The 24,577-nt window shown below is 71.8% G+C and carries 19 protein-coding genes; 5 read left to right on the top strand and 14 right to left on the bottom strand.

What is annotated here, in order from left to right; genetic code table 11:
* Positions 1-21: 21 nt before the first annotated feature.
* A complete protein-coding gene (locus tag ACN27G_RS10500; protein ID WP_421492597.1) occupies positions 22-1,470 on the top strand; it encodes a PLP-dependent aminotransferase family protein in 1,449 nt (482 codons plus the stop codon).
* A 13-nt stretch (positions 1,471-1,483) separates the two neighbouring features.
* On the opposite strand, the gene ACN27G_RS10495 is transcribed toward ACN27G_RS10500, so the two are convergent.
* Both ACN27G_RS10495 and ACN27G_RS10490 read right to left on the bottom strand, forming a co-directional pair.
* Complete coding sequence (locus tag ACN27G_RS10495) at positions 1,484-3,649, bottom strand: glycogen debranching N-terminal domain-containing protein (protein ID WP_421492596.1); 2,166 nt, start codon at positions 3,647-3,649, stop codon at positions 1,484-1,486.
* Between the two features lie 175 nt (positions 3,650-3,824).
* Positions 3,825-6,668 (bottom strand): immune inhibitor A domain-containing protein, encoded by a 2,844-nt coding sequence (locus ACN27G_RS10490; protein ID WP_421492595.1) that lies wholly within the window; start codon positions 6,666-6,668, stop codon positions 3,825-3,827.
* 357 nt (positions 6,669-7,025) lie between these two features.
* On the opposite strand from ACN27G_RS10490, the gene ACN27G_RS10485 reads away from it, so the two are divergent.
* Complete coding sequence (locus ACN27G_RS10485) at positions 7,026-8,312, top strand: pectate lyase (protein WP_421492594.1); 1,287 nt, start codon at positions 7,026-7,028, stop codon at positions 8,310-8,312.
* Between the two features lie 184 nt (positions 8,313-8,496).
* Here the strand turns inward: ACN27G_RS10485 and ACN27G_RS10480 are convergent, their stop codons facing one another.
* Both ACN27G_RS10480 and ACN27G_RS10475 read right to left on the bottom strand, forming a co-directional pair.
* A complete protein-coding gene (locus ACN27G_RS10480) occupies positions 8,497-10,212 on the bottom strand; it encodes an IlvD/Edd family dehydratase (RefSeq protein WP_421492593.1) in 1,716 nt (571 codons plus the stop codon).
* Between the two features lie 246 nt (positions 10,213-10,458).
* A complete protein-coding gene (locus ACN27G_RS10475) occupies positions 10,459-11,169 on the bottom strand; it encodes a hypothetical protein (protein ID WP_421492592.1) in 711 nt (236 codons plus the stop codon).
* 167 nt (positions 11,170-11,336) lie between these two features.
* Between ACN27G_RS10475 and ACN27G_RS10470 the strand changes: the two genes are divergently transcribed.
* Complete coding sequence (locus tag ACN27G_RS10470) at positions 11,337-12,290, top strand: lysophospholipid acyltransferase family protein (protein ID WP_421492591.1); 954 nt, start codon at positions 11,337-11,339, stop codon at positions 12,288-12,290.
* A gap of 157 nt (positions 12,291-12,447) precedes the next feature.
* Positions 12,448-13,716 carry an MFS transporter gene (locus tag ACN27G_RS10465; protein WP_421492590.1) on the top strand — a complete coding sequence of 423 codons (1,269 nt, stop codon included), beginning with the start codon at positions 12,448-12,450 and terminating at the stop codon, positions 13,714-13,716.
* Here ACN27G_RS10465 and ACN27G_RS10460 read toward each other — a convergent pair.
* Positions 13,670-14,665: an aldo/keto reductase gene (locus tag ACN27G_RS10460; RefSeq protein ID WP_421492589.1), complete on the bottom strand. Its 996-nt coding sequence runs from the start codon at positions 14,663-14,665 to the stop codon at positions 13,670-13,672. The genes ACN27G_RS10465 and ACN27G_RS10460 overlap by 47 nt on opposite strands.
* Positions 14,666-14,682: 17 nt before the next feature.
* On the opposite strand from ACN27G_RS10460, the gene ACN27G_RS10455 reads away from it, so the two are divergent.
* Positions 14,683-15,447: a TetR/AcrR family transcriptional regulator gene (locus ACN27G_RS10455; protein ID WP_421492588.1), complete on the top strand. Its 765-nt coding sequence runs from the start codon at positions 14,683-14,685 to the stop codon at positions 15,445-15,447.
* A 135-nt stretch (positions 15,448-15,582) separates the two neighbouring features.
* Here the strand turns inward: ACN27G_RS10455 and ACN27G_RS10450 are convergent, their stop codons facing one another.
* From ACN27G_RS10450 to ACN27G_RS10410, 9 genes are all read right to left on the bottom strand, one after another.
* Complete coding sequence (locus ACN27G_RS10450; RefSeq protein WP_421492587.1) at positions 15,583-16,908, bottom strand: hypothetical protein; 1,326 nt, start codon at positions 16,906-16,908, stop codon at positions 15,583-15,585.
* A gap of 209 nt (positions 16,909-17,117) precedes the next feature.
* The gene (locus ACN27G_RS10445) at positions 17,118-17,915 is read right to left on the bottom strand and encodes a PHP-associated domain-containing protein (RefSeq protein WP_421492586.1); all 798 of its coding nucleotides are present in this window, start codon (positions 17,913-17,915) and stop codon (positions 17,118-17,120) included.
* A 4-nt stretch (positions 17,916-17,919) separates the two neighbouring features.
* Positions 17,920-18,111, bottom strand: a complete 192-nt coding sequence (locus tag ACN27G_RS10440; RefSeq protein WP_421492585.1) for a hypothetical protein — start codon at positions 18,109-18,111, stop codon at positions 17,920-17,922.
* The gene (locus ACN27G_RS10435) at positions 18,090-18,761 is read right to left on the bottom strand and encodes a FadR/GntR family transcriptional regulator (RefSeq protein WP_421497289.1); all 672 of its coding nucleotides are present in this window, start codon (positions 18,759-18,761) and stop codon (positions 18,090-18,092) included. The genes ACN27G_RS10440 and ACN27G_RS10435 overlap by 22 nt, the downstream gene beginning before the upstream one ends.
* 45 nt (positions 18,762-18,806) lie before the next feature.
* Positions 18,807-19,658 carry an amidohydrolase family protein gene (locus tag ACN27G_RS10430; RefSeq protein WP_421492584.1) on the bottom strand — a complete coding sequence of 284 codons (852 nt, stop codon included), beginning with the start codon at positions 19,656-19,658 and terminating at the stop codon, positions 18,807-18,809.
* Positions 19,655-20,665, bottom strand: coding sequence for an aldo/keto reductase (locus ACN27G_RS10425; protein ID WP_421492583.1), 1,011 nt, complete (start codon positions 20,663-20,665; stop codon positions 19,655-19,657). The genes ACN27G_RS10430 and ACN27G_RS10425 overlap by 4 nt, the downstream gene beginning before the upstream one ends.
* Positions 20,666-20,699: 34 nt before the next feature.
* Positions 20,700-21,731 (bottom strand): ABC transporter permease, encoded by a 1,032-nt coding sequence (locus ACN27G_RS10420; protein ID WP_421492582.1) that lies wholly within the window; start codon positions 21,729-21,731, stop codon positions 20,700-20,702.
* The gene (locus ACN27G_RS10415) at positions 21,728-23,299 is read right to left on the bottom strand and encodes a sugar ABC transporter ATP-binding protein (RefSeq protein ID WP_421492581.1); all 1,572 of its coding nucleotides are present in this window, start codon (positions 23,297-23,299) and stop codon (positions 21,728-21,730) included. The genes ACN27G_RS10420 and ACN27G_RS10415 overlap by 4 nt, the downstream gene beginning before the upstream one ends.
* Positions 23,299-24,348, bottom strand: a complete 1,050-nt coding sequence (locus ACN27G_RS10410) for a sugar ABC transporter substrate-binding protein (protein WP_421492580.1) — start codon at positions 24,346-24,348, stop codon at positions 23,299-23,301. Before ACN27G_RS10410 ends, ACN27G_RS10415 begins: the two co-directional genes overlap by 1 nt.
* Between the last annotated feature and the right edge of the window lie 229 nt (positions 24,349-24,577).

The following is a 24,577-nucleotide window of genomic DNA, read 5'->3' as shown; positions in this document are numbered from 1 at the left end:
TGGGCGGTACGCTCCAATTCCATGGCAGATTTCCAGACCAATTCTGCCTGGGCGACGCTGCTGGAGGTCGATCCCGGCGCGCCGGGCCGGGGTCCGCTGCACGGCCGGCTGACCCGGGCACTGCGCGCCGCGATCCGGGACGGCCGGCTCGCGGCCGGTGCCGCCGTGCCGCCGAGCCGGGCGCTCGCCGAGGAGCTGGGCTGCTCCCGGTGGGTGGTGACCGAGGCGTACGCGCAACTGGTCGCCGAGGGCTACCTCGCCGCCCGGGTCGGCTCGGCCACCCGGGTCTCGTGGTCGCCGCAGAGCCCGCCGCCGCGCCGGCCCGGTGGTGCGGCAACGGCCCAACCCCCGGTCCGGTACGACCTCGCTCCCGGCCTGCCGGACCTGCGGGCCTTTCCCCGCCGCCGCTGGGCCGAGGCGGTGCACTCGGTCACCGGTTCGGCGGCCCGCTACGACCTCGGCCTGCCCGATCCGGCCGGCCACCCGGGGCTGCGCCGGACGATCGCGGAGTACCTGCGCCGGTCCCGCGGCGCCGAGACGCAGCCCGGGTCGGTGGCGGTCTGCGCCGGCATCACCGACGGGCTGTTCCGGATCTGCCGGGCGCTGCGCGCCGAGGGGATCACCGACGTGGCGGTGGAGGATCCGGGGTGGGGACGGTTGCGGGAGGCGGTGACCGGTGCCGGCCTGCGGGTCCACCCGGTCCGGGTGGACGCCGACGGCGTACGCCCGGACGACCTGCGGCGCCGGGACCCGGTCCGGGCGGTGGTGGTCGGTGCGGCGCACCAGTTCCCGACCGGGGCGATGCTCTCCGCACAGCGGCGCGCGGAGCTGGTGCACTGGGCGCGGGCGGCCGACGGGTACGTCGTCGAGGACGACTACGACTCCGAGTTCCGCTACGACCGCCGGCCGATCGCGGCCATGCAGGGTCTGGATCCGCGCCGGGTCTTCCTCGTCGGCTCGGTCAGCAAGACACTCTCGCCCGCCCTGGGTCTGGGCTGGATGGTGGCGCCGCCCGTCCTGCTCCCGGTGCTCCGCTCGGCGAACGCCGTCGCGGCGCCGCCGCCGGTGCTGGACCAGCTCGCCCTGGCCACCTTCATCGAGCGCGGCTGGTACGACACGCACCTGCGCACCGCCCGGCGGCGCTTCCGGGCCCGCCGTGACCTGCTCGTCCGGGAGCTGGCCGCCCGGGTGCCGGAGGGCCGGGTGGCGGGCACCGCCGCCGGCCTGCACATCCTGCTGCACCTGCCGGTCGGCACCGACACCGCCGCGGTGGTGACCGCCGCGGCGGCGGTCGGCCTCCGGCTGACGGAACTGGACGCCTACCGGGCACGGCGGGAGGGTGCGCCCGCCCTGGTTCTCGGGTACGGCAACATCGCCGACGCCGAGATCCCGCCGGCGGTCGCGCTGCTGCGCGCCGCGCTGGACCGGGACCCGGCACCGCCCCACCCGCACCACCGTCGCGGCGGGTAGGCGGAGGTGCCGGTCAGGGAACCGGTCGCAGGTGTCCCTGCCGGCCGTTCACCTCGATCTCCCAGCGCTGGCCGAAGCCCTGCACCCGGCTGAGCTGGATCCGCCCCAACCGCTCGGGAACGTCCGGGTCCAGTGCGAACCGCCCCTCGCCGGCCTCCAGGCCGAACATCGTCCGCAGGAAGAGCAGCGGCGCGGCGCTGGCCCAGGCCTGCGGGTTGCAGGCGGTCGGGTACGGCACCGGCTTGCGGCCGAACGAGCGGTCGTATCCGGAGAACGCCTCCGGCAGCCGGTTGACCGAGTGCCGGGCCGCCTCCAGCATCGCCTCGATGATCCGGTTCGCCTCGGCCCGGAAGCCGTACCGGGCCAGCCCGTGCGCGACAAGCGAGTTGTCGTGCGGCCAGACGGTGCCCAGGTGGTAGCCGATCGGATTGTAGCCACGGTCCCCTGTGGAGAGGGTGCGCACGCCCCAGCCGGAGAAGAGCTGGTCGGACATGAGCTGCCGGGCCACCGCACCGGCCCGCTCCGCCGGCACGATCCCGCTCCAGAGCAGATGCCCCATGTTGGAGGTGATCGAGTCGATGGGCCGCTTGTCGCCGTCCAGCCCGAGGGCGTAGTAGCCGCCCCGCTCCTCGATCCAGAAGTCCCGGTCGAACCGTTCGGCGAGGGCGGCGGCCTCCGCGCGCAGCCGCCGGGCCAGACCCGGGTCCGCGTACGGGCCGTCGGCCAGTTCGGCCAGCCGCAACTTCGCGTCGTACGTGTAGCCCTGGATCTCGCAGGTCGCGATCGGCAGCACCGGGATCGTCCCGTCGGCGGACTGCACCCCGTTCCAGGAGTCCCGCCAGCACTGGTTGCCCAGCCCCTGGCTGGAGCGGGTGGCGTACTCGACGTAGCCGTCGCCGTCGAGGTCGCCGTACTCGTCGATCCAGCGCAGCGCGGCGTACGCGTTGTCCCGCACGTCGTGCAGAAGCTGGTCGTCACCGGTCCAGCGCCAGTACTCGGAGAGCAGCACCAGCCAGAGCTGCGTGGTGTCGGCGGCGCCATAGTATGGCTGGTGCGGCTTGATGCCGAGCCGGGTCAACTCGCCGCTACGGTATTCGTGCAGCATCTTGCCCGGTTCCCGGTCGGTGAAGTCGTCCAGATCGGTCGCCTGGTGTGCGGCGAGGGCAAGTAGCGTGCCCCGGGCGAGTTCCGTACCAACAATAAGCACCTGGTAGGCGGTGACCAGCGCGTCCCGCCCGAAGAGGGTGAGAAACCAGGGCAGCCCGGCGGCGGTGACGACGATCCGCTGCCCCGCGATCTCCTTTTCCACCCGCATCGACACCAGGTCGTCGACGGACTGGTGGTAGACGTCGCAGATGACGTCCGAGTCGGCGTGTATGTCGGGCTTGCCGGCCCGCCACCGGCTCGTCGCGTCGGTGCCGCCGTCGGGCTGGAACACCTCGCCGAAGTCCCGACGGGTCGGCACCACGTGCATTTTCCTGTAGCGCAGCGGCACGTGCAGCTCCACCGTCCAGCTCTCCCCCCGGCCGAGGACGAGCTCCCAGACCAGGTCGTCGCCGTCGATCCGGCTCGCCGCCGGTGTCGCCCGGACCTCCGCACCGGCCGTGAAGGTCCCGTTCCGGTAGGCGAAGCCGAGCCGGGATCCATCGGGAGCGTGCCTCCGGGCGATCTGTCCGGAACGGTCCTTGAGCTTCTCCTTGATCTCGAAAAGGTCGGCGAAGTCGACGCCGACCGCCAGCCTCAGCTCGATCGGGACCGGGTCGTTGGCAAAGGACTGCACCTCGATCCGCTCGTAGAGGCCCTCGCCGACGAACCGCTGCCGGCGGATACCGATCCGGTTGGCGGGCAGGTCGGGCTGGTCCGCGTTGGCCAGGAAGAAGGCCGCCGAGTAGGGGTCGACCACGCTGGAGCCGAGCAGCAGCGGCCGGGTGTCGTTGACGAAGAGCTGCCAGCGGCTCAGGAAGCGGGTGTCCTCGTGGACCAGCCCGCCGATCGAGCCGGGCGGCACATCCCCGTTCGCGTCGGAGAGCATGAACGACAACCCGTCGAGCACGCCGACCGCGTCCGGCCCGAGGTCGGGTGGCAGATCCCGGTACGTCCCGTTCGGGGTCTGGGCGGCCGGCAGCGGCTCCGGGCTCGGGTCCGCCGGTGTCGGGCGCCGTCGGCCGGTCGTGGTCACGCGCACCTCCGAGGAGGGGAAGCGGATTGCGTGCAATTATCCCGTAATGCTAGCTGTCGACATCAAGATCAATCGCACGAACGCGGATGCCCCTCCAGCCGGAAAGGTGCGGGGCCGCCGCCAGCGGGTGCTGGCGACGGCCCCGAGTCGGTGCTCCCGACCTGCCCGGTGTCGGCTACGGTGCCGCGGGCGGCACCACCTGCACGACCGCCCACTGGTTGCGGGGGCCGGGCTGGAGCAGGTCGAAGCGGACGCCGAAGGCCACCCCGGCGTCGCCCGGGTTGCCGGTGCCGGTCACGACCCCGCCCCCCAGGTCGATGCCGTACTGGCTCCGCGCCGGCCGGCCGTTCTTGTCGACGATCCGGACCGAGTACGGCGCGTTCCCCTCCGACGGCACCACGACGGAGGCGTCGGGGTCGCGGAAGAAGAGCGGGCTCTCCGGGTCGAGATCCGGCCGGTACTCGATGCCCGGGTACCAGCCCTTGCGGTCGGTGAAGGACCTGACCCCCGACTGCGACCCGAACTTCGTGCAGTAGGCGCTGAACGGCTCGTTCGGCGCCTCGTAGCACTCGGTGAACGGATAGGTCCGGCCGAAGCCGAACGCCGCGTTCGACGACTGCGGACGCGACGGCAGGTTGTCCAGCGCCGACGGATCCTTGGCCGCCGCCCTGCCCTGCCGGCGGTACGGGTCGAAGTGCGAGTCCACGATCAGCAGACCGCCCTTGCTGCCGATACTCGGTGGGTCGAAGAGGTTGTTGAGGACCAGGTTGAGGTTGCCGTAACTGGTGTCCCGGTACCAGACCAGCATTCCCGGGGCGTTGTACGGCACCCGGGTCACCTTCCACGCGCCGTCACGCAGGTAGTTGGTCTGGTACGCGTACTTCAGGCCCTCGTCGAAGCCGTCGTGGTTGCGCCACTCGGCGAGGTAGTAGTGCGCGTAGCTGAACTCGCCCGGCGAGATGGACCAGCCCGTGCCGGTGGTGTTGGTGAAGCTGCCGACGGTGGCCGTCCAGCCGTTGGCGCCGCTCTCCACGTCGTCGGACCAGACGGTGGCGCCGTCGGCGGTCACCGAGAAGTCGTCGGTGAACCAGCCGGTGTCCTCGAAGCCGGCGTCGGTGGCGTAGCGCAGCCGCACCTGGACGGTCTGGCCGGCGAAGCCGGTCAGGTCGACGTAGTCGTGCCGCCACTGCCCGCCGGTGCTGCCGGTCAGCCCGTATTTCTTGTCGCCGTAGTCGTGCATCCGGCCGTTCGGGTCCGGGTAACCGTCGTCGGTGGAGACGAGGTTGCCGGCGGAGTCGAAGATTTTCTGCTCCGCCCAGCTCGCGCCGCCGTCGGTGGAGACCTCGACGAAGCCGAAGTCCCAGTCCTCCTCGATGGAGTAGTTGTTCCACAGCCAGAACCGCACGTCGCCGCCGGCCGGCACGTCGAGGGTGAGGCTCAGCCGGACGTCGGCCCAGGACTGGTCGTTGTTGGTCCACCACTGACCCTCGCCGCTGTGCGGGGTGGAGAGGGTGATCTGCTTGGTCGGCAGGTTCACCCGCACGCCGTCCTCGGTGCCGACCGGCGTACGGGAGGTCTGCCCGACCCTCAGCCTGGCCGGGTCGTCGCCGGGGTTGAGGATCGCCGGGTCGGCCCAGCCGAGCACGAACTTGTCCCAGAGACCCATGTGGGTGGGGATGCCCTGGAAGATCGGACCGGTGTGCGAGCCGGAGGACATCAGGTCCCAGAAGTCGACGTCCGAGTCGCCGCCGGAGGCGATGTCGTAGAGGTCCGGCAGGCCGAGGTCGTGGCCGTACTCGTGCGCGAAGACCCCGACGCCGGAGTCCTCCGGCTGCACGATGTAGTTGCTGATCATCTTGTCGGTGCCGGGGATGGTGTACCCGGGCACGATGGCCGAGGAGTGCGCCCAGATCGCGTACGGCCCCTCGGCGCCGCCACCACCGGACTTGTCCTCACCGGCGTGCACCAGCACCAGGTGGTCGACGACCCCGTCCGGCTCGTTGAAGTTGCCGTCGCCGTCGGAGTCCGCGACGTCCTCGATGTCGTAGTCGGCCCAGGGGAAGTCCGGATCCTGCGCCGCCAGCACGTCGACCGCGTCGACGCCGAGCGCACTCGGGCCGGTGGGGTTGTCGGGGTGCCCGTTCATGTCCTGGCTGGCCCCGGCCACCCAGACGCCGTCGACCAGGGTGCAGGTGTCGGCGCCGTACCACGCCTCGGAGTGCGGCACGGTGACCCACGGGGTCGCCTGGCCGTCCACCGTGTAGGCGCCCTTCGACATCTCCAGGTACATGTTGCGCATCGTGTAGCCACGAAGGTCGATGCCGCGCCGGCCGTCCGGCCCACGCAGGTCGGTGCGCACCCGCTCGGTGATGCCCTGCTTGCTGTAGAGCATCTTGTTGTAGAAATCGGTGGAGAAGTCCGGCACCCACATCGAGTTGTTGTCCGGGTGCGAGGCCCTGGCCGGGTTCGGGATGTTGTTGTGCAGCGGGCCGTTCTGGACGCTGCCGGGGACGCACTCGCGCTCGTTCTCCGGCGTGGTGGCGTCGTCGAAGGTCGCCTGCGGCACCATCACGCCGGTGAAGTCGTCGTCCGCGTCGGGGTTGAACTCGACCAGGATGGTCAGCAGCTTGGCGACCTGCGTCTCGTCCGCCTTCTTGTAGCGGATGTGCCGGGGGTTCTTTCCGGTCCGGATCGCCTCTGCCTCGGTCCTGGCCAGGCCCCGGGCCGCCATCGGATTGCCCTCGGAGAACTTGCGGCCGTACGCGGCGACCGGGTCCGGCGTCGCCTGCTTGACCTTGCGCTTGCCGCCGTCGACCGTCACCTCCCGGCCGTCGCTCTGCCGCTCGGCCTTGGGCTCGACGTAGTTGATGTAGTAGTCCCGCTCGCTCGGCGTGAACCGGGCCGACCTGTCGGCGGTCGCCGGTTCGGCACCGCCGACCACCGCCATCCCGGCTGCCGCGACGAGCAGCACCGGAACCGACGCCGCCAGCGCGCGCCGCCTCCCGCCTGCCCGTCCCATCCCCCCGTTGCCTGCTCGACCTTGCACGGCCCCTCCCCTTCCGCACGTCCACCGCGATGTCGTCACCCGGCGCATCCGCGCGGAGACCCGGGCATCGACAGGGACGCTATGCGACGGCACCGCCACGGGACAACCGCCACTGTCCAATCCGCAGCACAGACCGCTCCAACTGCTCAGATCGCGTTTCTCCGTCCATCAGGTACCTTCCCGGCGACGCCGCCCCGCCCCGGCCCGGGGGACGAAGCCCACGGCAATTTCCGTTATCTGGACGATCGTCGATGCGTCCACTACAGTCCGGCAGCAGGAAAGCGCATTCCCAGCACCCACCACCACCCCACGCTCCCCGGAGGTTCTTCCATGACACGCTCCGCAGCGGCGGCGACAGGCGTCGCCCGCCGCCCCGCCGCCCGGCGCTGGCGGGCAACGGTCCTGGCCGGTGCGACCGCGCTCGCCACCGTGGCAACGATCGGCGTGGTCGACGTCGACACCGCCTCGGCCGCGACCGTCGACACCAACACCAACTACGTGATCGTCTCGCGGCACAGCGGCAAGGCGCTCGACGTCTACGAGTGGGCCACCAACGACGGTGCCCCGATCGTCCAGTTCGCCCGCAACGACCTCGCCGTGCAGCAGTGGCGGTTCGTCGACGCCGGCAGCGGCTACTACCGGATCCGGTCGGTGCACAGCGGCAAGGTGCTGGAGCTGCCGAACGCCAACGACGGCACCGCGCTGGTCCAGATGACCGACAACAACAACACCCGGCAGCACTTCCGGCTTGCCGACTCCGAGGGCGGGCACGTCCGGTTCATCAACCGGCACAGCGGCAAGGCCCTGGACGTCTGGGAGTGGTCGACCGCCGACGGCGCACGGATCGCCCAGTTCGCGGACCTGGACGGCTACAACCAGCAGTGGCGACTCGTCGCGGTCGGCGGCGGCGGTACGCCACCGACGAACCCGCCACCCAGCGGCTCCTGGCCGACCCCGACCGGGCAGGTCGGGGTCAACGGCACCATCTCGGTCTCCGGCACCCTGGACGGCGGGATGCGTCGGTACTGCTGCATCGGCGACGGCAGCCAGGAGGAGAGCCAGGACCCGATGTTCCGGCTGGCCTCCGGCGCCACGCTGCAGAACGTCATCATCGGCGCGCCGGCCGGCGACGGCGTGCACTGCGACGGGCCCTGCACCCTGCGCAACGTCTGGTGGGAGGACGTCGGCGAGGACGCCGCCACCTTCCGGGGCAGCGGCTCGCCGAGCTTCCTGGTCGACGGCGGCGGCGCGCGCAGCGCCAGCGACAAGGTCTTCCAGCACAACGGACCCGGCACGCTGACCATCCAGAACTTCCAGGCCAGCAACTTCGGCACCTTCTACCGCTCCTGCGGCAACTGCTCGACCCAGCACCGGCGCAACGTCGTCATCCGCAACGTCACGCTGACCCGCCCCGGCAACACCGTCGCCGGGATCAACGTGAACTACGGCGACACCGCCCGGTTCACCGGCGTCACCGTCGTGAACGACTCCGGCCGGTCGATGGTGATCTGCCGCAAGTACAACGGCAACGACGACGGGGACGAGCCGACCCAGGTCGGCACCGGCGCCGACGGCACCAACTGCATCTACTCCAGCTCCGACATCACCTACCGCTAGCAGCAGGACCCCAGCGAGGGCCCGCCCCGCTGACCGGGCCCCGGGACGCGAACGGACGTCCTGCGCCCGCGCAGCTATCCCCAGTTCGGCGCCCGGCCGCCGCGACCGGGGCGGCCCATCGGCCCGGCGGATTCCTCCGCCGGGCCGATGGAGTCGATCACGGGCCGGCCGCGGTTGCGACCGGTCAGTGCGACTCGCGGGCCACCTGGTCACCGCTGGCGCCGACCAGGAAGTCCAGGTCCGCCCCGGTGTCGGCGCCGAGCACCGTGTCGACGTAGAGCCGCTCCCAGCCCCGCGCCGGCTGGGCGAACGCGCCCGCCATCGCCTCGCCGGGCGGGCGGGCCGCGAACTCGTCGGCGGGAACGTCCACGTCGAGCCGGCGCGCCGGCACGTCGAGCACGATCGGGTCGCCGGTGCGTACCCGGCCGAGCGGACCACCGGCGGCCGCCTCCGGCGCCACGTGCAGCACCACCGTCCCGTACGCGGTGCCGCTCATCCGTCCGTCGCAGATCCGCACCATGTCGCGTACGCCCTGGCGGAGCAGCTTCTCCGGCAGCGGCAGGTTCGCCACCTCCGGCATCCCCGGATAGCCCTTCGGCCCGCAGCCGCGCAGCACCAGCACCGAGTCGGCGTCGACGTCCAGCTCAGGGTCGTCGAGTCGGGCGTGCAGGTCCTCCACCGAGTCGAAGACGACCGCCCGACCCCGGTGACGCAGCAACCGCGGCGAGGCCGCGGCGGGTTTGATGATGGCGCCGGCCGGAGCGAGGCTGCCACGCAGCACCGCGATGCCGGCCTCCGGCATCAGCGGCGCGGCCCGGCTCCGGATCACCTCCGGATCGGTGATCTCGTGGCCGGCGAGGTAGTCGCCGATCGGCCGGCCGGTCACCGTCGGCGCCGCCGCGTCGAGCAGGTCGGCGACCTGGTTGAGCACGGCCGGCAGCCCACCGGCCCGGTGGAAGTCCTCCATCAGGAAGCGGCCGGCCGGTTGCAGGTCGACCAGGAGCGGTACGCCGCTGCCGAGCCGGTCCACGTCGTCCAGGGTGATCGGCACGCCGACCCGGCCGGCGATCGCCAGCAGGTGCACGACCGCGTTCGTCGAGCCGCCGAGCGCGGCCAGGGCTACGACGGCGTTCCGGAAGGACCCCCCGGTCAGCACCTGGCTCGGCCGGCGCTGCTCCGCCACCATCTCCACGATGAGCCTGCCGGTGGCGTGCGAGCGGGCCAGTAGCCGGCTGTCCGGGGCGGGCAGGCCGGCCGTGCCCGGCAGGGTCATCCCGAGCACCTCGGCGAGCAGGCCCATCGTCGAGGCGGTACCCATGGTGTTGCAGTGGCCCCGGCTGCGGATCATCGACGACTCGGAGTCGAGGAAGCCCTCCGGGGAGAGCGTGCCGGCGCGTACCTCCTCGGAGAGCCGCCACACGTCGGTGCCGCAGCCGAGCGGCGCACCCCGGAAGGTGCCGGTCAGCATCGGGCCACCGGGCACCACCACCGCCGGCAGGTCGACCGAGGCGGCACCCATCAGCAGCGCCGGGATGGTCTTGTCACAGCCGCCGAGCAGCACCACCCCGTCGACCGGGTTGGCCCGGATCATCTCCTCGATCGCCATCGCCGCCATGTTCCGCCAGAGCATCGCGGTCGGCCTGACCTGGGTCTCCCCCAGCGAGACGACCGGCAGGTTCAGCGGCACCCCGCCGGCCTCCCAGACACCGTTGGCGACGCTCGCCGCGACCTCGTCCAGATGCCGGTTGCAGGGGGTGAGGTCGGAGGCGGTGTTGGCGATCGCGATCTGCGGGCGTCCCTCGAACGCCGAGTCCGGCGCCCCGCGCCGCATCCACGCGCGGTGCAGGTAGGCGTTGCGGTCCGAGCCGGCGTACCACTGATCGCTCCGGAGTGCAGGCATACCCTCCATTATCAAGAACAACGCCGGGTACGGCCTCCGCCACCTCCTCCGCCACCCGCCGTAACCGGAGCGTCGCGCAACCATCGGGGCGGTGAGCTGACCGTGCGCGCCTTCGCGCCGACCGGACCGGGCGTCGCCGAGGTCCGCGAGGTCCCGCCGCCGGTCGCCGACCGGGCGAGGTGGTGGTGGACGCGGCGGGCTCGCCGGCACCATCGAGCTGTACGCGGTGGAGATCCGCAGCCCGCGTCAGCCGAGTGCGATCGTCAGCCGCCCCGTCTCCCGGTCGTCACCCGAGGAGAGGGTCAGCAGCCGGGCCTCGTCCGGAGCGCCGGGTGCGAAGCGCAGCTCCTCGACGTAGAGCCCGTCGCCGGCCGAGGCGGTGCCGGCGCAGCGCCGGTACCGCGTCCCCACGTCGTCCCAGCCGCGCCACCCCGCCCGCTCCGTGCCCGGACCGTCGCGGAACAACCCCTGGCCGGGGTCGGCCCACGCCAGCCGGAGCACGAACATCGTCGACCAGCGTTCCAGGCTCAGCGGCATGGCCGCGGCTCCACCGACGCGGATCACTTGACCGGCCAGGGGGATGACGCCGCGCAGCGTCGGAGGGCCGGCGGCCGGATCGTGCCCCGGCGGGCGCTCCCCCGCGCTGCGCGCCGCCATGTGCTGTCGCAACGCCATCTGCTGCCGTACCGCCACCGGCGGTGGCGACACCGTCGAGACGTCGGCGGAGGCGCTGACCTGAATCCGGGTCAGCAGACCGCGCCGTTCCAGCCGCTGCTCCAGGTCGGCGACGATCCGGTCCATCTCCTCCTGGCCGAGGGCACCGGCCGCGACCAGTCCCACCGCCACCCCTCGGATCTCGGCCACGTCGAAGCCGGGCCGACCGCCCACCGGCGGCCGGCCCTGCCCGTCCGGCAGCCGGTCGGCGATGTACTTCTCCAGGTATGCCCGCCCGTCCATCGGCCCATCATCCGCCCACCACACCCTGCCCGCGGCCCGGACGGCGCCAACTACGACCGTGGTTAACCATCGGGTAACACAGATTTCAGGAATCGGCACTGTCCGCTGCGGTATCCGCCTTCGATGATGGAATTCCCCGGAGGTAGGGAGACCGCAGGGTGTCGTCGGTGTACTGGCTCGCACGCTCCGGCATTGCCGTGGCGGGCAGGACGCCGCGCCGGGTGCGGAACGGGCTCGCCTCGACGGTCACCTCGGCCAGCTATCTGGGGTGGCGCTCCAAGCGCGTCGTCACCCAGGAGAACATGGCGAAGGTGCTGGGTCTGCCCGTCTCCGACCTCCGCGTCAAGCGGGCCGCGCTGAGTTCGTGGAGCAACTACGGGCGGACGGCGGCCTCGTTGATCTGCCTGCCCTATGTGGACATGATGGACGTCGACGCCCGCACCGAGGACCTGACCCAGGGGATGAGCTGGCAGGAGTGCGTCCGGCAGGCGATGGCGCCCGGCAAGGGTGCGATCATCACCACCGGACACTTCGGCAGTTGGGACCTTGCCGGCGCGATCGCGGCACGGTACGTACCGCTCTCGGCCATCGCGGACACCTTCAAGGATCCTCGGCTGAACAGCCTCCTCCAGGGGCATCGGCGGGACAAGAGCGTCGACATCATCCCGGTGTCGCACGCCGTACGCCGCGTGCTGCAGGAACTGATGGCGAGCAGAGCGGTGGCGATCGTCATAGACCGGCCGGTGACCCGGGAACGGGGCGTCGAGGTGACGTTCTTCGGCCACCGGACCTACGTGCCCGTCGGCTCGGCCGCGCTCGCCGTGAAGTCGGGCGCGGCGGTGATGCCGGGCTACGTCTGGTACGCGCCCCACAACGGCTACTACATCCGGGCGTTCCCGCCGATCTTCCCGCGCCCGGTCAGCAACAGCGCCGAGAAGACGCAGGAGATCCAGCGCCTGACGCAGTACATGTTCGCCTGCCAGGAAGAGGTCATCCGGCAGTGTCCGACCCAGTGGTTCATGTTCCGTCGGTTCTGGCCCGCCGCCGGGGAGGCGCTGGGAGCGGCGGCAGCGGACGCACCGGCGCCCGAAGCGACGGTCACCGGTGCGGTGGCCGCCTGAGATGCGCGGCACGGTGTTGACCGGCAGGTCGAGGGCGTGACGTGCCCGTGGCGCGATCGTGAAAACGATTTGACGGCGACGATAGTCTGATCCTCCGTACCTGCGGCAGACCGTGAGTGCCGAGGGGGCCCTGCCCTCTCCACACTCAGGAGCCGCGATGCGACGGGCGCCCGCCCTCTCCTTCCTCCTCGTCACCGTCTTCCTCGACATGCTCGGGCTCGGCCTGATCGTGCCGATCATGCCGGCTCTGATGGCGGCCGTCACCGAGGACGCCACCGCTGCTGTCCGCTGGTCCGGTCTGCTCGGCTCGATCTACGGCCTGCTTCAGTTCGTCGTCTCGCCGCTGCTCGGACGGCTCTCCGACCGGTACGGCCGACGTCCGGTCCTGCTCGTGTCACTGAGCTGTCTCGGCGTCGACTGGCTGGCCCACGCGCTCTCACCCGGCCCGTGGACGCTCCTGCTGTTCCATGCCCTCGCCGGCGCGGGCGCGGGCACGTACACCGTGGTCAACGCGTACATCGCCGACGTCACGGAACCCGAGTCGCGGGCTCACGCGTACGGGCTGGTCGGCGCGGCGTTCGGGCTCGGCTTCGTCGCCGGCCCGACCGTCGGCGGCCTGCTCGGCACCGTCGACGTACGCCTACCGTTCTTCGCCGCAGCCGTGTTGTCCCTCGCCAACGTCGCGTACGGCTGGTTCGTCCTGCCGGAGTCACGGCCCGGGGACCGGATGACCCCGCTGACCCTGCGGGCGGCGAACCCGGTCGGCTCCCTCGCCGCCCTTCTGCGCCGGCCGGTGCTCGGGCGGCTCGCCTGCGCCCGTCTCTGTTCCGACATCGCCCGCACGACCCACCAGTCGGTCTGGACATTCTTTCTCACGGCCCAGTTCGCCTGGAGTACCGCGCAGATCGGCGTGGTGATGGCGACGGGCGCGCTCGCCAGCGCCGTCTTCCAGGCCCGGGCCGTCGGCCCGGTCGTCCGCCTGCTCGGCGACAAGCGTGCCGCGGTGGCCGGCAGCCTGCTCGGCGTCGCCTCGCTCGGAGGTACCGCATTCGTGTCCGCGCCATGGATGCTCTACACCCTGCAGGCGGTGGGCGTGATCGGCTCGATCGGCGGTGCGGCCGTGCTGTCGTGGATCTCCCGCACCGTCCGGGCCGACGAGCAGGGCACCGTGCACGGGGCGGTGACCGGAATCGGGTCCGTCGCGGAGACCCTGGTACCGGTCGCGGCCGGTGCGGTCTTCGGGTGGTCGCTGGCGTACGGATCACCGGGCCTGATCTTCGTCGGTGCGGCCACCTTCGCCGCCACGTCGGCGCTCCTACTGGCCGTGACGCCCGGTCACCGTCGTGCGGTCGGCGACACACGAGCGGCGCCGTCGCGGGTCAGAGCGCGGCGGCACCGAGCACCCACGGCCTGGTCTGGGCTATGAAGTCGGCGGGGAAGCCGCGGCTGAACCCGGTCGCCATTTCGAGCCGCGTCACCAGTTGTGGTGGCAGTGTGACTGCGGTGCAGCCGAGGTTGTCCCGGAGCTGGTCGACGGTGCGCGCACCGATGATCGGCACTACCCCGTCACGTTGGCGGGTCCAGGCGAGGGCCACCTGGGCCGGGGTGACGCTCAGCTCGTTGGCGACCTCCTGCACGACGCGGACCACACCGAGGTCGTGGTCACTGATCGCCTCCCGGCTCAGTCGCGTCACCCTGTCAGGTGAGCCGTCGCCGTACTTGCCGGACAGCACACCGCCGCCGAGCGGGCTCCAGGCCGTCACGGTCAGGCCGTACGCCTCGGCCAGCGGCAACAGTTCCCGCTCGGCGTCGCGGTTGATCAGGCTGTACGGCACCTGGAGGCCGGCGAACGGGGTCCAGCCGCGCCATTCGGCCAACGTGTTCGCACGGGAGACCACCCAGGCCGGTGTGTCCGACACGCCGACGTAGAGCACCCTGCCGGCGGTGACCGCATCGTCAAGCGCCCGCATGGTCTCCTCGATCGGCGTGCGCCGGTCCCAGATATGAACCCAGTAGATGTCGACGTGGTCGGTGCGCAGCCGGCGCAGGCTGGTCTCCAGCGACAGCCTGAGGTTCTTGCGATGGTTGCCGCCGCCGTTCGGGTCGGCCGGATCACGGGTCACCGTGTACTTCGTGGCCACGACGAACCGGTCGCGCCGCCCGGCGAGCAGTTCACCAAGGAACTCCTCGCTGGCACCGCCGCGGTAGTTGATGGCGGTGTCGACGACGTTTCCGCCGGCCTCGGCGTAGACGTCGAGCATCCGGCGGCATTCGTCGATGGGTGCGCCGACATTGCCCTGTTCACCGAACGTCATCGCGCCGAGCATCAGCTCGGACACCCGCAGACCGGTCCGCCCGAAGGTCGTGTATCTCATGTAAGCATCGCCGTCACGTGCTCGGCCAGCTCGTCCGCGACGACCAGCGCCGTGTCTCCTACGCGCAACTCGACTACGAGATGGACGCCAATCCGTGTCATGCGGTGACCATACAGTCTGTCTGGCGCTTCTGTCCAGACGGCATGTGCGGTAGGCTCTGGCGCGTGACGGCCCGACGCGATGATCCTGAGCAGAGCGGCACCGGCCTGCGTGAACGCATCCTCGACGCGCTTCGCGGGCTGCTGCGGGAGCGCACCTTCGACACGCTCAGCGTCGCCGAGATCATCGCCACCGCAAAGGTCTCCCGGGCGAGCTTCTACTTCTACTTCGCGGGCAAGCAGGCGGTGCTGGCCGAACTGGTGCGTCGCGCGGTCGGCGCCGGTCACGAGGCCGCCCGGCCGTGGGTGCAGGCGACGGCCGACCCACGCGAGACGCTGCGGGCGGGCATCGACGCCGGGGCCGGCCTGTGGCTGTCCAATGCGGCCGTACTGCGCGCGATCGTCGAGAGTTGGGCGTCCGACCCGCAGCTGCGCGAGTTGTGGCTCGCGCAGATGACGACGTTCACCGACGCCGCGATCGACCGGATCGAGAGCGATCGGCAGGCCGACCCCGCCGTCGAAGCCCGACTTGACGGCGTCGACACACATGCGCTCGCCGCATCCCTGACGTGGACCGGCGAGCGGCTGTATTACCTGGCCGCCTGCGGAGTGCCGCCATTCGACGACCGGGCGGTCCTGGTCGACACCCTGACCCACCTGTGGGTGTCGGCGCTGTACGACTAGACACCCCCGCGCCGCCACGAGCATTCGGTGCGAGCGCCCGGTCCGGGCGCTCGCACCACCGTCGCCGCGTTCAGGGATACGCCGTCGCGGCGCTCACCTGTGGGCGGCGACCCGCCTCCGTCCGGTTCCGGGCCACTACCGCGGCCACGCGCAGTGGATGTGCGTGGCATGGTCGGCGTCGTCCCCCGGCCCCAACACCTCGGTCGCCCCGTACGCCCGGCAGGCGTCCTTGAATGCCTGGTTGAACGGATTGCCCGTGTTCACCCGGGCGCCGTTGATGGTGTCGACATCGAACGCCTTCCCGAGATAGTGCCGCGACGTCGCACCGTGTCTGCTGCCGGCGATCGCGGTCACCCGGAAGTTGAAGCCGTTCTGCAGGTGCAGGCTGAGGATGCCGCGCAACATGTCGAGGTCGAGGTTGACGCTGGTCCGGCCTACGTGACCGAAGTCGCTGGTCTGGGCGGGCAGCCCGGCCGCGGTGTCCACGATGTTCTGCCGGGCTGTCGACGCCGGGTCGGACTGCCCGCCCACGTGGAAGGTGAGCAGATCGATGGCGGGAATGTCCCTGATCGCCGCCGCCGGGTTGTACGCCGGCAGGCCGGTGCCGAACACCCCCGACCCGATCGAGACGGACAGGTACGAGGTACCCAGGCCGTAACACGGGGTCAGGTAACGCTGCGGGGTGGGAAGCGCGAAGCAGCCGCCCCAGGGTGTTCCGTCCAGGGTCTGCAACGCCAGGTCGAACCCGATCTCCAACTGGCGACCACCGTCGTAGATGCGACCGTCGATGAGCACCGCCCCGATGCTGTACCCGTAGTAGTACGAGGAGAACGAGAAGGGGGCGGCCGCGGCGATGACGGCACCGTTGTACCGGGCGCCGGCCGTTCGCTCGATCAGGTACGCCTGGCCGGCACCCGCGAGATAGAAGTTGCACACGATCTCGGCCAGGTAGTCGACCCGGGCCAGGGCGGTGCCGTTTCGGGTTACCTGACCGCTGATGTACGGCACGCAGGTCGGCGGATTGTCCGGGTCCTCCAGATCCTCGACCATCCGGGGCGCCGGGCCTGCCTTCGGCCTGCCCAACGTGATCCCGGTGCCCGCCGGCACCGAGGCCGCCCGGCGGCCAGCGACGGAACGCAGGCCGGCATCCGGTGTCAGCCCGGACACGCCCGGTACGGCCTCCGCGGTCCGGCCGGGCAGGCTCGGCGTGGGCTCCTTCGACGCGTCGGCCTGCGCCGGCACCGCCGGTCCCAGTACCCCGACCAGCGCGAGCGCCGAGACCAGCGCTCCGGCCGTCCACCGCCGCCTGCGGCGGCGTGCAGCCACCGGTCCCCGCCCGTGGATCCCGTACCCCGGACGGGCGGGCGTGGTCAGCCCGGAGGTCGAAGCCGGCGACGGGGTGACCGCCGGTCCGCCGAGCGGCATCGGCAGCTCGGCGGGTGCTCTGCCTGTTCCTGTCATGTTCCCCCTCCATCGGCGTGGCAGCAGTGCGGCCACGCTTGCAGTCCGGACTGAACGGCAACTGGACAGCAGTTGGATGCGTCCACCCGCGAGGTCACGACCGCCATCGTTGCGGTGCCGCCGGTCGGTCGCTCGTGACTGACCGGACAGCCGGGGCGATCAGCGCGGAGAGGCCGAGGTCCTGTGGGACGCCGTGGTCCCGCGGGGAGTCAGCCGCGCCGGACCTGGTGCTCGCTCCGGGACGCGCGGCGCCGGCGGATCATCCGGCGTGGGGGGTCGACGAACCAGCTCCAGGCGCACTGCGCCACGTAGGCGGCCGGATTGAGCCGCGCCGGCCGCTGCTCCTGCCCACCGGCTCGTCCGGTGCGGTCGAGGATGGCCCGGCGCAGATCGTCGGGGGTGCTCCCGGCGAAACGGGTGTAGCCGGCACCGACATGCTGCCAGAAGTGCGCGTCGCTCGCGCCGATCTCGGCCAGGCCCCATTCCTCGTTCGCCGCGCGCACGGCGTCGCGCCGGGAGGCGTTGGCCGGGCTCGGGTTGTAGATCTCGATCCCGTCGATCTCGTAGCCGGCGGTGAGGAGTGCGTCGATCTTCCGGCGGCTCAGGCTCGGCACCAGTGCGCCGAGGGGATGCGGCACGACCACCAGCCCACCCTGTTCCTTGATGGCGTCGATGCTCTCCTCGACCGGCCGCAGCGGCCTGGGCGCCTTCTCGACGAAGAGCCCGAGGAGGTGGCCCTGCCGGGTGGAGACCTCGACCCCGGTGATCATTTGCACCGGGGAGTTCCGCCGGGCCAGGAGTTCCTCGACCCGCCGGGCACCCTCGACGTGATCGTGATCAGTCACCGCGATCACCGCCAGCTGCCGGTCGGTCGCGGTCTGGACCAGTCGGGCCGGGCTGATCCACCCGTCGCCCAGGTTGGTGTGCAGATGGATGTCGGCCCGGCCGACACCGGCGACCGACGACGCGCCGCCGTCTCCCGGCAGGCCAACGGTCTCGTCGTCCACGTCGTCATCGTAGGCGCGCCACCGCGGTGCCCGCAGGACCTGCTCCGGTGACCAGCGCGGCGGTGGAGGCGACCGCCGCCGCTACGACCACGGCGGCAGCGTCGACCGCCGCCCAACGCTCCCGGTGGAGCAGCGACCTGGCGTGGTCGAGAGCCGCCCACATCCCGGCGCCGTTCACAACACCCGGCGCAGCCACTCCTCCACCCCGGCGATGTGCACGGTCGCCCAGGCCCGGGCCAGCTCCGGCTGCCCGGAGGCGACCGCGTCCAGGATCGCCGCGTGCTGCTCGCGGGTCTTGCTCACCGCACCCTCCTGGGTCAGCCCTCGCCAGATCCGGGCCCGGGTGGTCGGCCCGGAGAGGCTGTCCAGCAGCGAGGTGAGCACGTTGTTGCCGGCACACGCCGCGATCTGCCGGTGGAACTCGAGGTCGTTGGCGACCAGCTCGTCGATGCTCGGATCGTCGCCGAGCCCGTCCAGCACCGACCGCAGCGCCTCCACCTGTTCCCCGGTGACCCGCTGCGCCGCCAGCGCGGTCGCGGCCGGCTCCAGGATCCGGCGTACCTCGAGAAACTCCAGCACGGTGTCGTCGCGGTGGAAGTCGACGACGAAACTCAACGCGTCCAGCAGCAGCGCCGGGTCGAGGCTTGTCACGTAGGTGCCGTCGCCCTGGCGTACGTCGAGGACCCGGATCAGCGAGAGCGCCTTGACCGCCTCCCGCAGCGAGTTGCGGGAGAGGCCGAGTCGTTCGGCCAGGTCGGGTTCCCGGGGCAGCCGGTCTCCCGGGCGCAGTTCACCGGCGACGATCATCTGTTTGATCTTGTCGATCGCCTCGTCCGTGACGGCCACGCGCTCCTCCAACCTCCTACCCATACCGCGAAGACTAGGTGCCGGCTAGCGACGGAGCCGGTAGGTCCGCACCGCCGTTTCGCCGAAGACCGCCGCCCGTTCCACCGTCGACAGCGGCGGCAGCACCTGGCTCAGCGCCGACAGCACCGTGCCGTATCCGGCGGCGAGCCGGCAGACCGGCCAGTCCGAGCCGAACATCAGCCGCTCCGGACCGAAGAGCCGCACCGCCTCGTCGACGAACGGCCGCAGGTCGCCGGGGCGCCAGCGTTGCCAGTCCGCCTCGGTCACCAGGCCGGAGAGCTTCGCGGTGGCGTTCGGCGCGGCGGCCAGCTCCGCGAGCGGGCCGGCCCAGGCCGCCAGCCCGGCGGCGCCGTCCCGGATCGCCGGCTTCCCCAGGTGGTCCAGGACGAGGCGCAGCTCCGGCACCTCCCGGGCGGCCCGGGCCACCGCCGCCAGCTGGTCCGCCCGGCAGACCACGTCGAAGGCCAGTCCGGCTTCCGCGACGGTACGCAGCCCACGCCGCACCGCCGGCCGGTCCAGGTAGTCGGGATCGGTCTCGGCCTGGAGCTGTGGCCGGATCCCGACCAGCAGCTCCCCGCCGGGCAGCGCCCGGTGGCCGGCGATGCTCCGGGCCAGCTCCGGATCGGCCGGGTCGGCCCAGGCGACCACCCCGGCGATCGCCGGGCAGTCCCGGGCGTAGCCGAGCAGGATCTCCGCCTCGCCCGGGTCGCACCGGCCCCCCTCGACCAGCACCGTCCGGTCCACCCCGGCCAGGGTCAGCTCGGCGACCAGGTCGGCGGGGAGGAACGAGCGGCGGATCGGGGCCAGTTCGAGGGCGTCCAGCCACCGGTAGCCGTCCTCGATCCGCCACAGGTGGTGGTGCGCGTCGACGATCACGGCGTACCGGCCGGTGGGGTGGGGACCGGCGCGTCCGGGCGGAGCAGTCCCACGGTGACCAGCTCCGACCAGAACCTGTCCGGTGGCGGCTCGGCCGCGTGCAGCGCGGCGTTGCGGCGCACCTGCTCGGGGTTGTGCGCGCCGACCACCACCGAGGCGACCGCCGGGTGCGCGGCGACGAAGGCGAGCGCCGCCGCCGGCAGCGTCGTGCCGTGGTCGGCGCAGAGCGTGGCGATCGCCCGGGCCCGTTCCAGGATCTCGGTCGGGGCGTCGGCGTAGTCGTACGGCAGCCCGGCGTGCGGCCGCTCGACGGCGAGCAGCCCGCTGTTGAAGACCCCGGCGGCCAGCACCGAGACGCCACGCCGCTCGCACTCCGGCAGCAGGCTGTCCAGTGCCGGCTGCTCCAGCAGCGTGTAGCGGCCGGCCACCATCACCGCGTCGACGTCGGTCCCGGCGACGAAGCGGTGCAGCACCTGCCACTGCTTCGAGCCGACCCCGATGGCACCGACGACGCCCTGGGCCCGCAGCTCGTGCAGGGCCGGATAGCCCTGCTCCAGCGCCTGCCCCTGGTGGTCCTCCGGGTCGTGGATCAGCACCAGGTCGATCCGGTCCAGGCCGAGCCGGACCAGGCTCGCCTCCAGCGACCGCCGCACGCCGTCGGCGCTGAAGTCCCAGAGCCGCCGGTGGTCGGCCGGTACGTCGAAACCCTCGTCGTCGCGGCGCCCCGCCCCGGAGCGGTCCGGTACGAGCAGCCGCCCCACCTTGCTGCTCACGGTGTACTCGTCGCGCGGCAGCGTACGCAGCGCGTCGCCGAGCCGCCGCTCGGAGAGGCCGAGGCCGTAGTGCGGGGCGGTGTCGAAGTAGCGGATGCCGCACTCCCAGGCCGCCGCCACGGTCGCCAGCGCCTCGGCCTCGCCGACGGCGGTGTAGAGGTTGCCGATCGGGGCGCAGCCGAGACCCAGCGGGCTCACCGCCACCTTCGAGTGCCCCACCCTGTTCCCGGTCATGCCGTATCGCTCCTTCCGATGCCGGTCGGTCCGGTCAGTCCTGCGCCTTGCCCGAGGTGAGCCGGGCCAGGATCAGCGCGATCAGGATGATGGCGCCGTAGATGGCCTGGATCCACTGTGCGGAGACGCCGGCCAGGGTCAGGATGTTGTTGATCAGGCCGAGGACGACGACGCCGCAGAGCGCGCCGAAGAGCGTCCCCTTGCCGCCGTCCAGGCTGATTCCGCCGATCACCGCGGCGGCGAAGACGGTGAAGATCATGCCGTCGCCCTGTGCCGCCGCGACCGAGCCGAGCCGGCCGGTCATCAGCAGCCCGGCGAGCGCCGCCAGCAGCCCGCCGACCATCAGGATGATCCAGACCACCCGGTCGGTCCGGATCCCGGCCGCCCGGGCCGCGTCGGTGTTGCCGCCGACGGCGTAGACGGCCCGGCCGTGCCGGAAGAAGCCGAGCACCACGATGCCGACGACGAAGAGCGTGCCGCTGATCCAGATCGACGCCGGCACGCCCAGCCAGACGGCGTTGCCGAGATAGAGCACCGACGGCGGGATGTCGAAGAGGTTCTGCCCGCCGGTTATCCCGATCTGCAGGCCGCGCAGCACGATCAGCATGCCGAGCGTGACGATGAAGGCGGAGAGCTTGAAGCGCAGGATCAGCAGCCCGTTGAAGGCGCCGATCACCACCCCGACGAGCAGGCAGAGCGGGATGGCCAGCCCGGCGGGCAGCTCGGTGCCGAGCCCGTTGCTGGCGGCCGGGATGACGAGGGCCAGTGCCAACGCCGGGGCGAGCCCGATCGTCGACTCCAGCGAGAGGTCGAACTTGCCGGCGATCAGGATGATCGCCTCGGCGAGTACCAGCAGGGCCAGCTCGGTCTGCTGTTGCAGCACGTTGGTGATGTTGGCGGCGGAGAGGAAGACCGGGTCGATCACCGCGCCCACGACGACGAGCAGCAGGATCGCGGGGACCAGGGCGAGGTCCCGGAGCCGGGCCAGTGGCACCCGGCCGGCGAGGCCGGGCGGCCGGCCTCCGGCCGGTGCCGGCGGCTTGGTGATGGTCTGGCTGCCGGTCACGGCTCCCCCACTTCCTCTGCTCCCGCTACGTTCCCTGCTCCTGCCACGCCCTCCACCGCGGTCACCAGCTCGGCGTCCGCCCAGCCCCGGGGAACCTCCCGGACCACCCGGCCGTGGAACATCACCAGCACCCGGTCGCAGGAGCGCAGGTCGTCGAGCTCGTCGGAGACGACCAGCACCCCGGTCCCGCCGGCCGCGGCCTGCGAGACGGCCCGCAGCAGCGACTCCTTGGAGCGGACGTCGACCCCGGCGGTGGGGCTCACCATCACCAGCGCCCTCGGGTCGTTCGCCAGTGCGCGGGCCAGCACCACCTTCTGGGCGTTGCCGCCGGAGAGCCCGTTGACCGGCTGGTGCGGCCCGTCGGTCTTGATGTCGTACGCGGAGATCATGCGCTCGGCCACGGCCCGCTGGCGCCTCGGCGCGATGATCCCGACCGGCCCGAGCCGGTCGGTGATCGGCAGGGTGGCGTTCTCCGCCACCGACAGCAGCGGCACCAGCCCTTCCCGGTGCCGGTCCTGCGGCAGATAGCCGAGGCCGGCGGCGAGCGCGGCGGGGACGCTGCCCGGCTTCGGGACGGACCCGGCCAGGGTGACGGTGCCGGTGTCGGCCCGGCGCAGCCCGGCGATCGTCTCGGCGAGCGCGACCTTGCCGCTGCTGCCGGAGCCGATCAGCCCGACGAGCTCGCCGGCCCGGACCCGGAGGTCGATTCCCTGGTAGTAGCCGGCGAGGCCGAGGCCGCGCACGTCGAGCACGACCGGCGCATCCGCCGGCACGGCCGGCCGGTCGACCCCGGCGGCCAGGGCCGCGCCCGCGTCGCCGGTCATCGCGGCGACCAGTTCCTCCCGGGGCAGCGTGGCGACCGGCCGGGTCAGGATGTGCCGGGCGTCGCGCAGCACCGTCACGGTCTGGCAGACCTCGTACACCTCCTGGAGGTGGTGCGAGATGAACAGGAAGGTGACCCCGGCGGCCTGCAGCTCGCGCATCCGGGTGAAGAGCCGCTCGATCGCGGCGCCGTCGAGCTGCGCGGTCGGCTCGTCGAGGATGATGAACCGGGCCCCGAAGGAGAGCGCGCGGGCGATCTCGACGAGCTGGCGCTGCTCGACGGTGAGGGTGCCGGCGAGCGCGGCCGGGTCGACCGCCACGCCGTACCCCGCCAGCAGGTCGGCGGCGCGGCGGCGCAGCCCGCGCCAGCCGATCGGCCCGCGCCCGGCCTGCCGGTTGAGGAAGAGGTTCTCCGCCACGGTGAGGGTCGGGATGATCGTCGACTTCTGGTAGACGCAGGCGACCCGCTGCCGCCACGCGTCCCGGTCGGCGAGTGCCGGTGCCGGGGTGCCGTCGAAGCGGACCTGACCGCTGTCCGGCCGGTGCAGCCCGGTGAGGACGGAGACCAGGGTGGACTTGCCGGCACCGTTGCGCCCGACCAGGGCGTGCGTCTCGCCGGGTGTGACGGTGATGCCGGCGGCGTGCAGGGCGACCGTGGCGCCGTACCGTTTCGAGATGTCGCGGGCCTCCGCGGCCGGGGCGGCGGCCCCGGCCACGGTGCCTGCGGCCTGTGTCTGACCGGTCATCACTTGCCGATCTGGTTTCCCCAGAGCGCCGGATCGTCGACGTTCTCCTTCGTGACCAGCGGTGCGGGAAGCTGGTCCTCCAGGCCGTTGCCGACGTCGATGATGGTGCTGCCGTGGTCGGTCGGGCCGGGCTGGAAGGTCTTGCCCTCGGCCGCCGCCTTGGCGTAGTGGAGCGCCCACTTGGCGTAGAGGTCGGCGGGTTGCGAGACGGTGGCGTCGATCTCGCCGGAGCGGATCGCCTCGAACTCCTGCGGGATGCCGTCGTTGGAGACGATGAAGATGTGCTTCGGGTCGGTCGGCGGCACCAGCAGGTTCTTGGACTTGAGCACCTGCAGCGTCGGCGCCAGGAAGACGCCGCCGGCCTGCATGTAGATGCCCCTGATGTCGGGGTGCTGGGCGAGCCGGGTCTGTAGCGCGGCGGCGGCCTTCGGCCCCTCCCAGTCGGTCGGCTCCTCGAAGATGGTGATGCCGGGGAACGTCGTCCTCATGCACTCGGCGAAGGCCTCGGAGCGGTCCCGGCCGTTGATCGAGGAGAGCGAGCCCTGGAACTCGATCACCTTGCCCTGGCCGCCGAGCTTCTCGCCGAGGAACGCGCAGGCCTTCTGGCCATACGCCCGGTTGTCGGCCCGGACGACCATGAAGACCCTGCCCTTGTCGGGGCGGGTGTCGACGGAGACGACCGGGATCTTCTTCGACTCCAGGGTGGTCAGGGTGGAGGCGATCGCGCCGGTGTCCTGCGGCGCCATCACGATCGCCCTGGCACCCTGACTCACCATCGCCTGCACGTTGGCGACGAGCTTGGCCACGTCGTTCTGCGAGTTGGTCGGCGACATCAGGTCGATGTCGTACTCGTCGGCGAACCGCGGGACGTACCTGGCGTACGAGTTCCAGAAGTCGGAGTCGGCGCGGGGCAGGTCGATGCCGATCTGCGGGCTCGCCCCGGCGTCGCCGCCGGTGCCGGTCGACGACGAGTCGCCGCAGGCGACCGTGCCGAGGGCGAGCGTCGCCGCGATCGCGATCCCCGCCAGGGACTTGGCGGTATGTCTCACTGTGGTCCTCCATCCGGGTGCGGATTCGGTGGGGGTGATTCTTTGGAGGCAGTTGGAAACACGCGGGTAATACATCGGATGTCTATCAGCCCACCTCGGCCCCCGCAAGCCCCGGATCCCTATATCTGCCGCAGTGTTACCGGGCCGGGGAATCGTTACATCCGATGATCGAGCGAAGGTGGGCAGCACGGAACACGGGACCACCGGCACGGTGTGGGGCTGCACCGTC

It is taken from the genome of Plantactinospora sp. WMMB334 (assembly GCF_049179095.1).
In the GTDB taxonomy this organism is placed as follows: Bacteria; Actinomycetota; Actinomycetes; order Mycobacteriales; family Micromonosporaceae; genus Plantactinospora.
The sequence above is the reverse complement of the archived record's forward strand: the minus strand, read 5'-3'. Positions and strand labels throughout refer to the sequence as shown.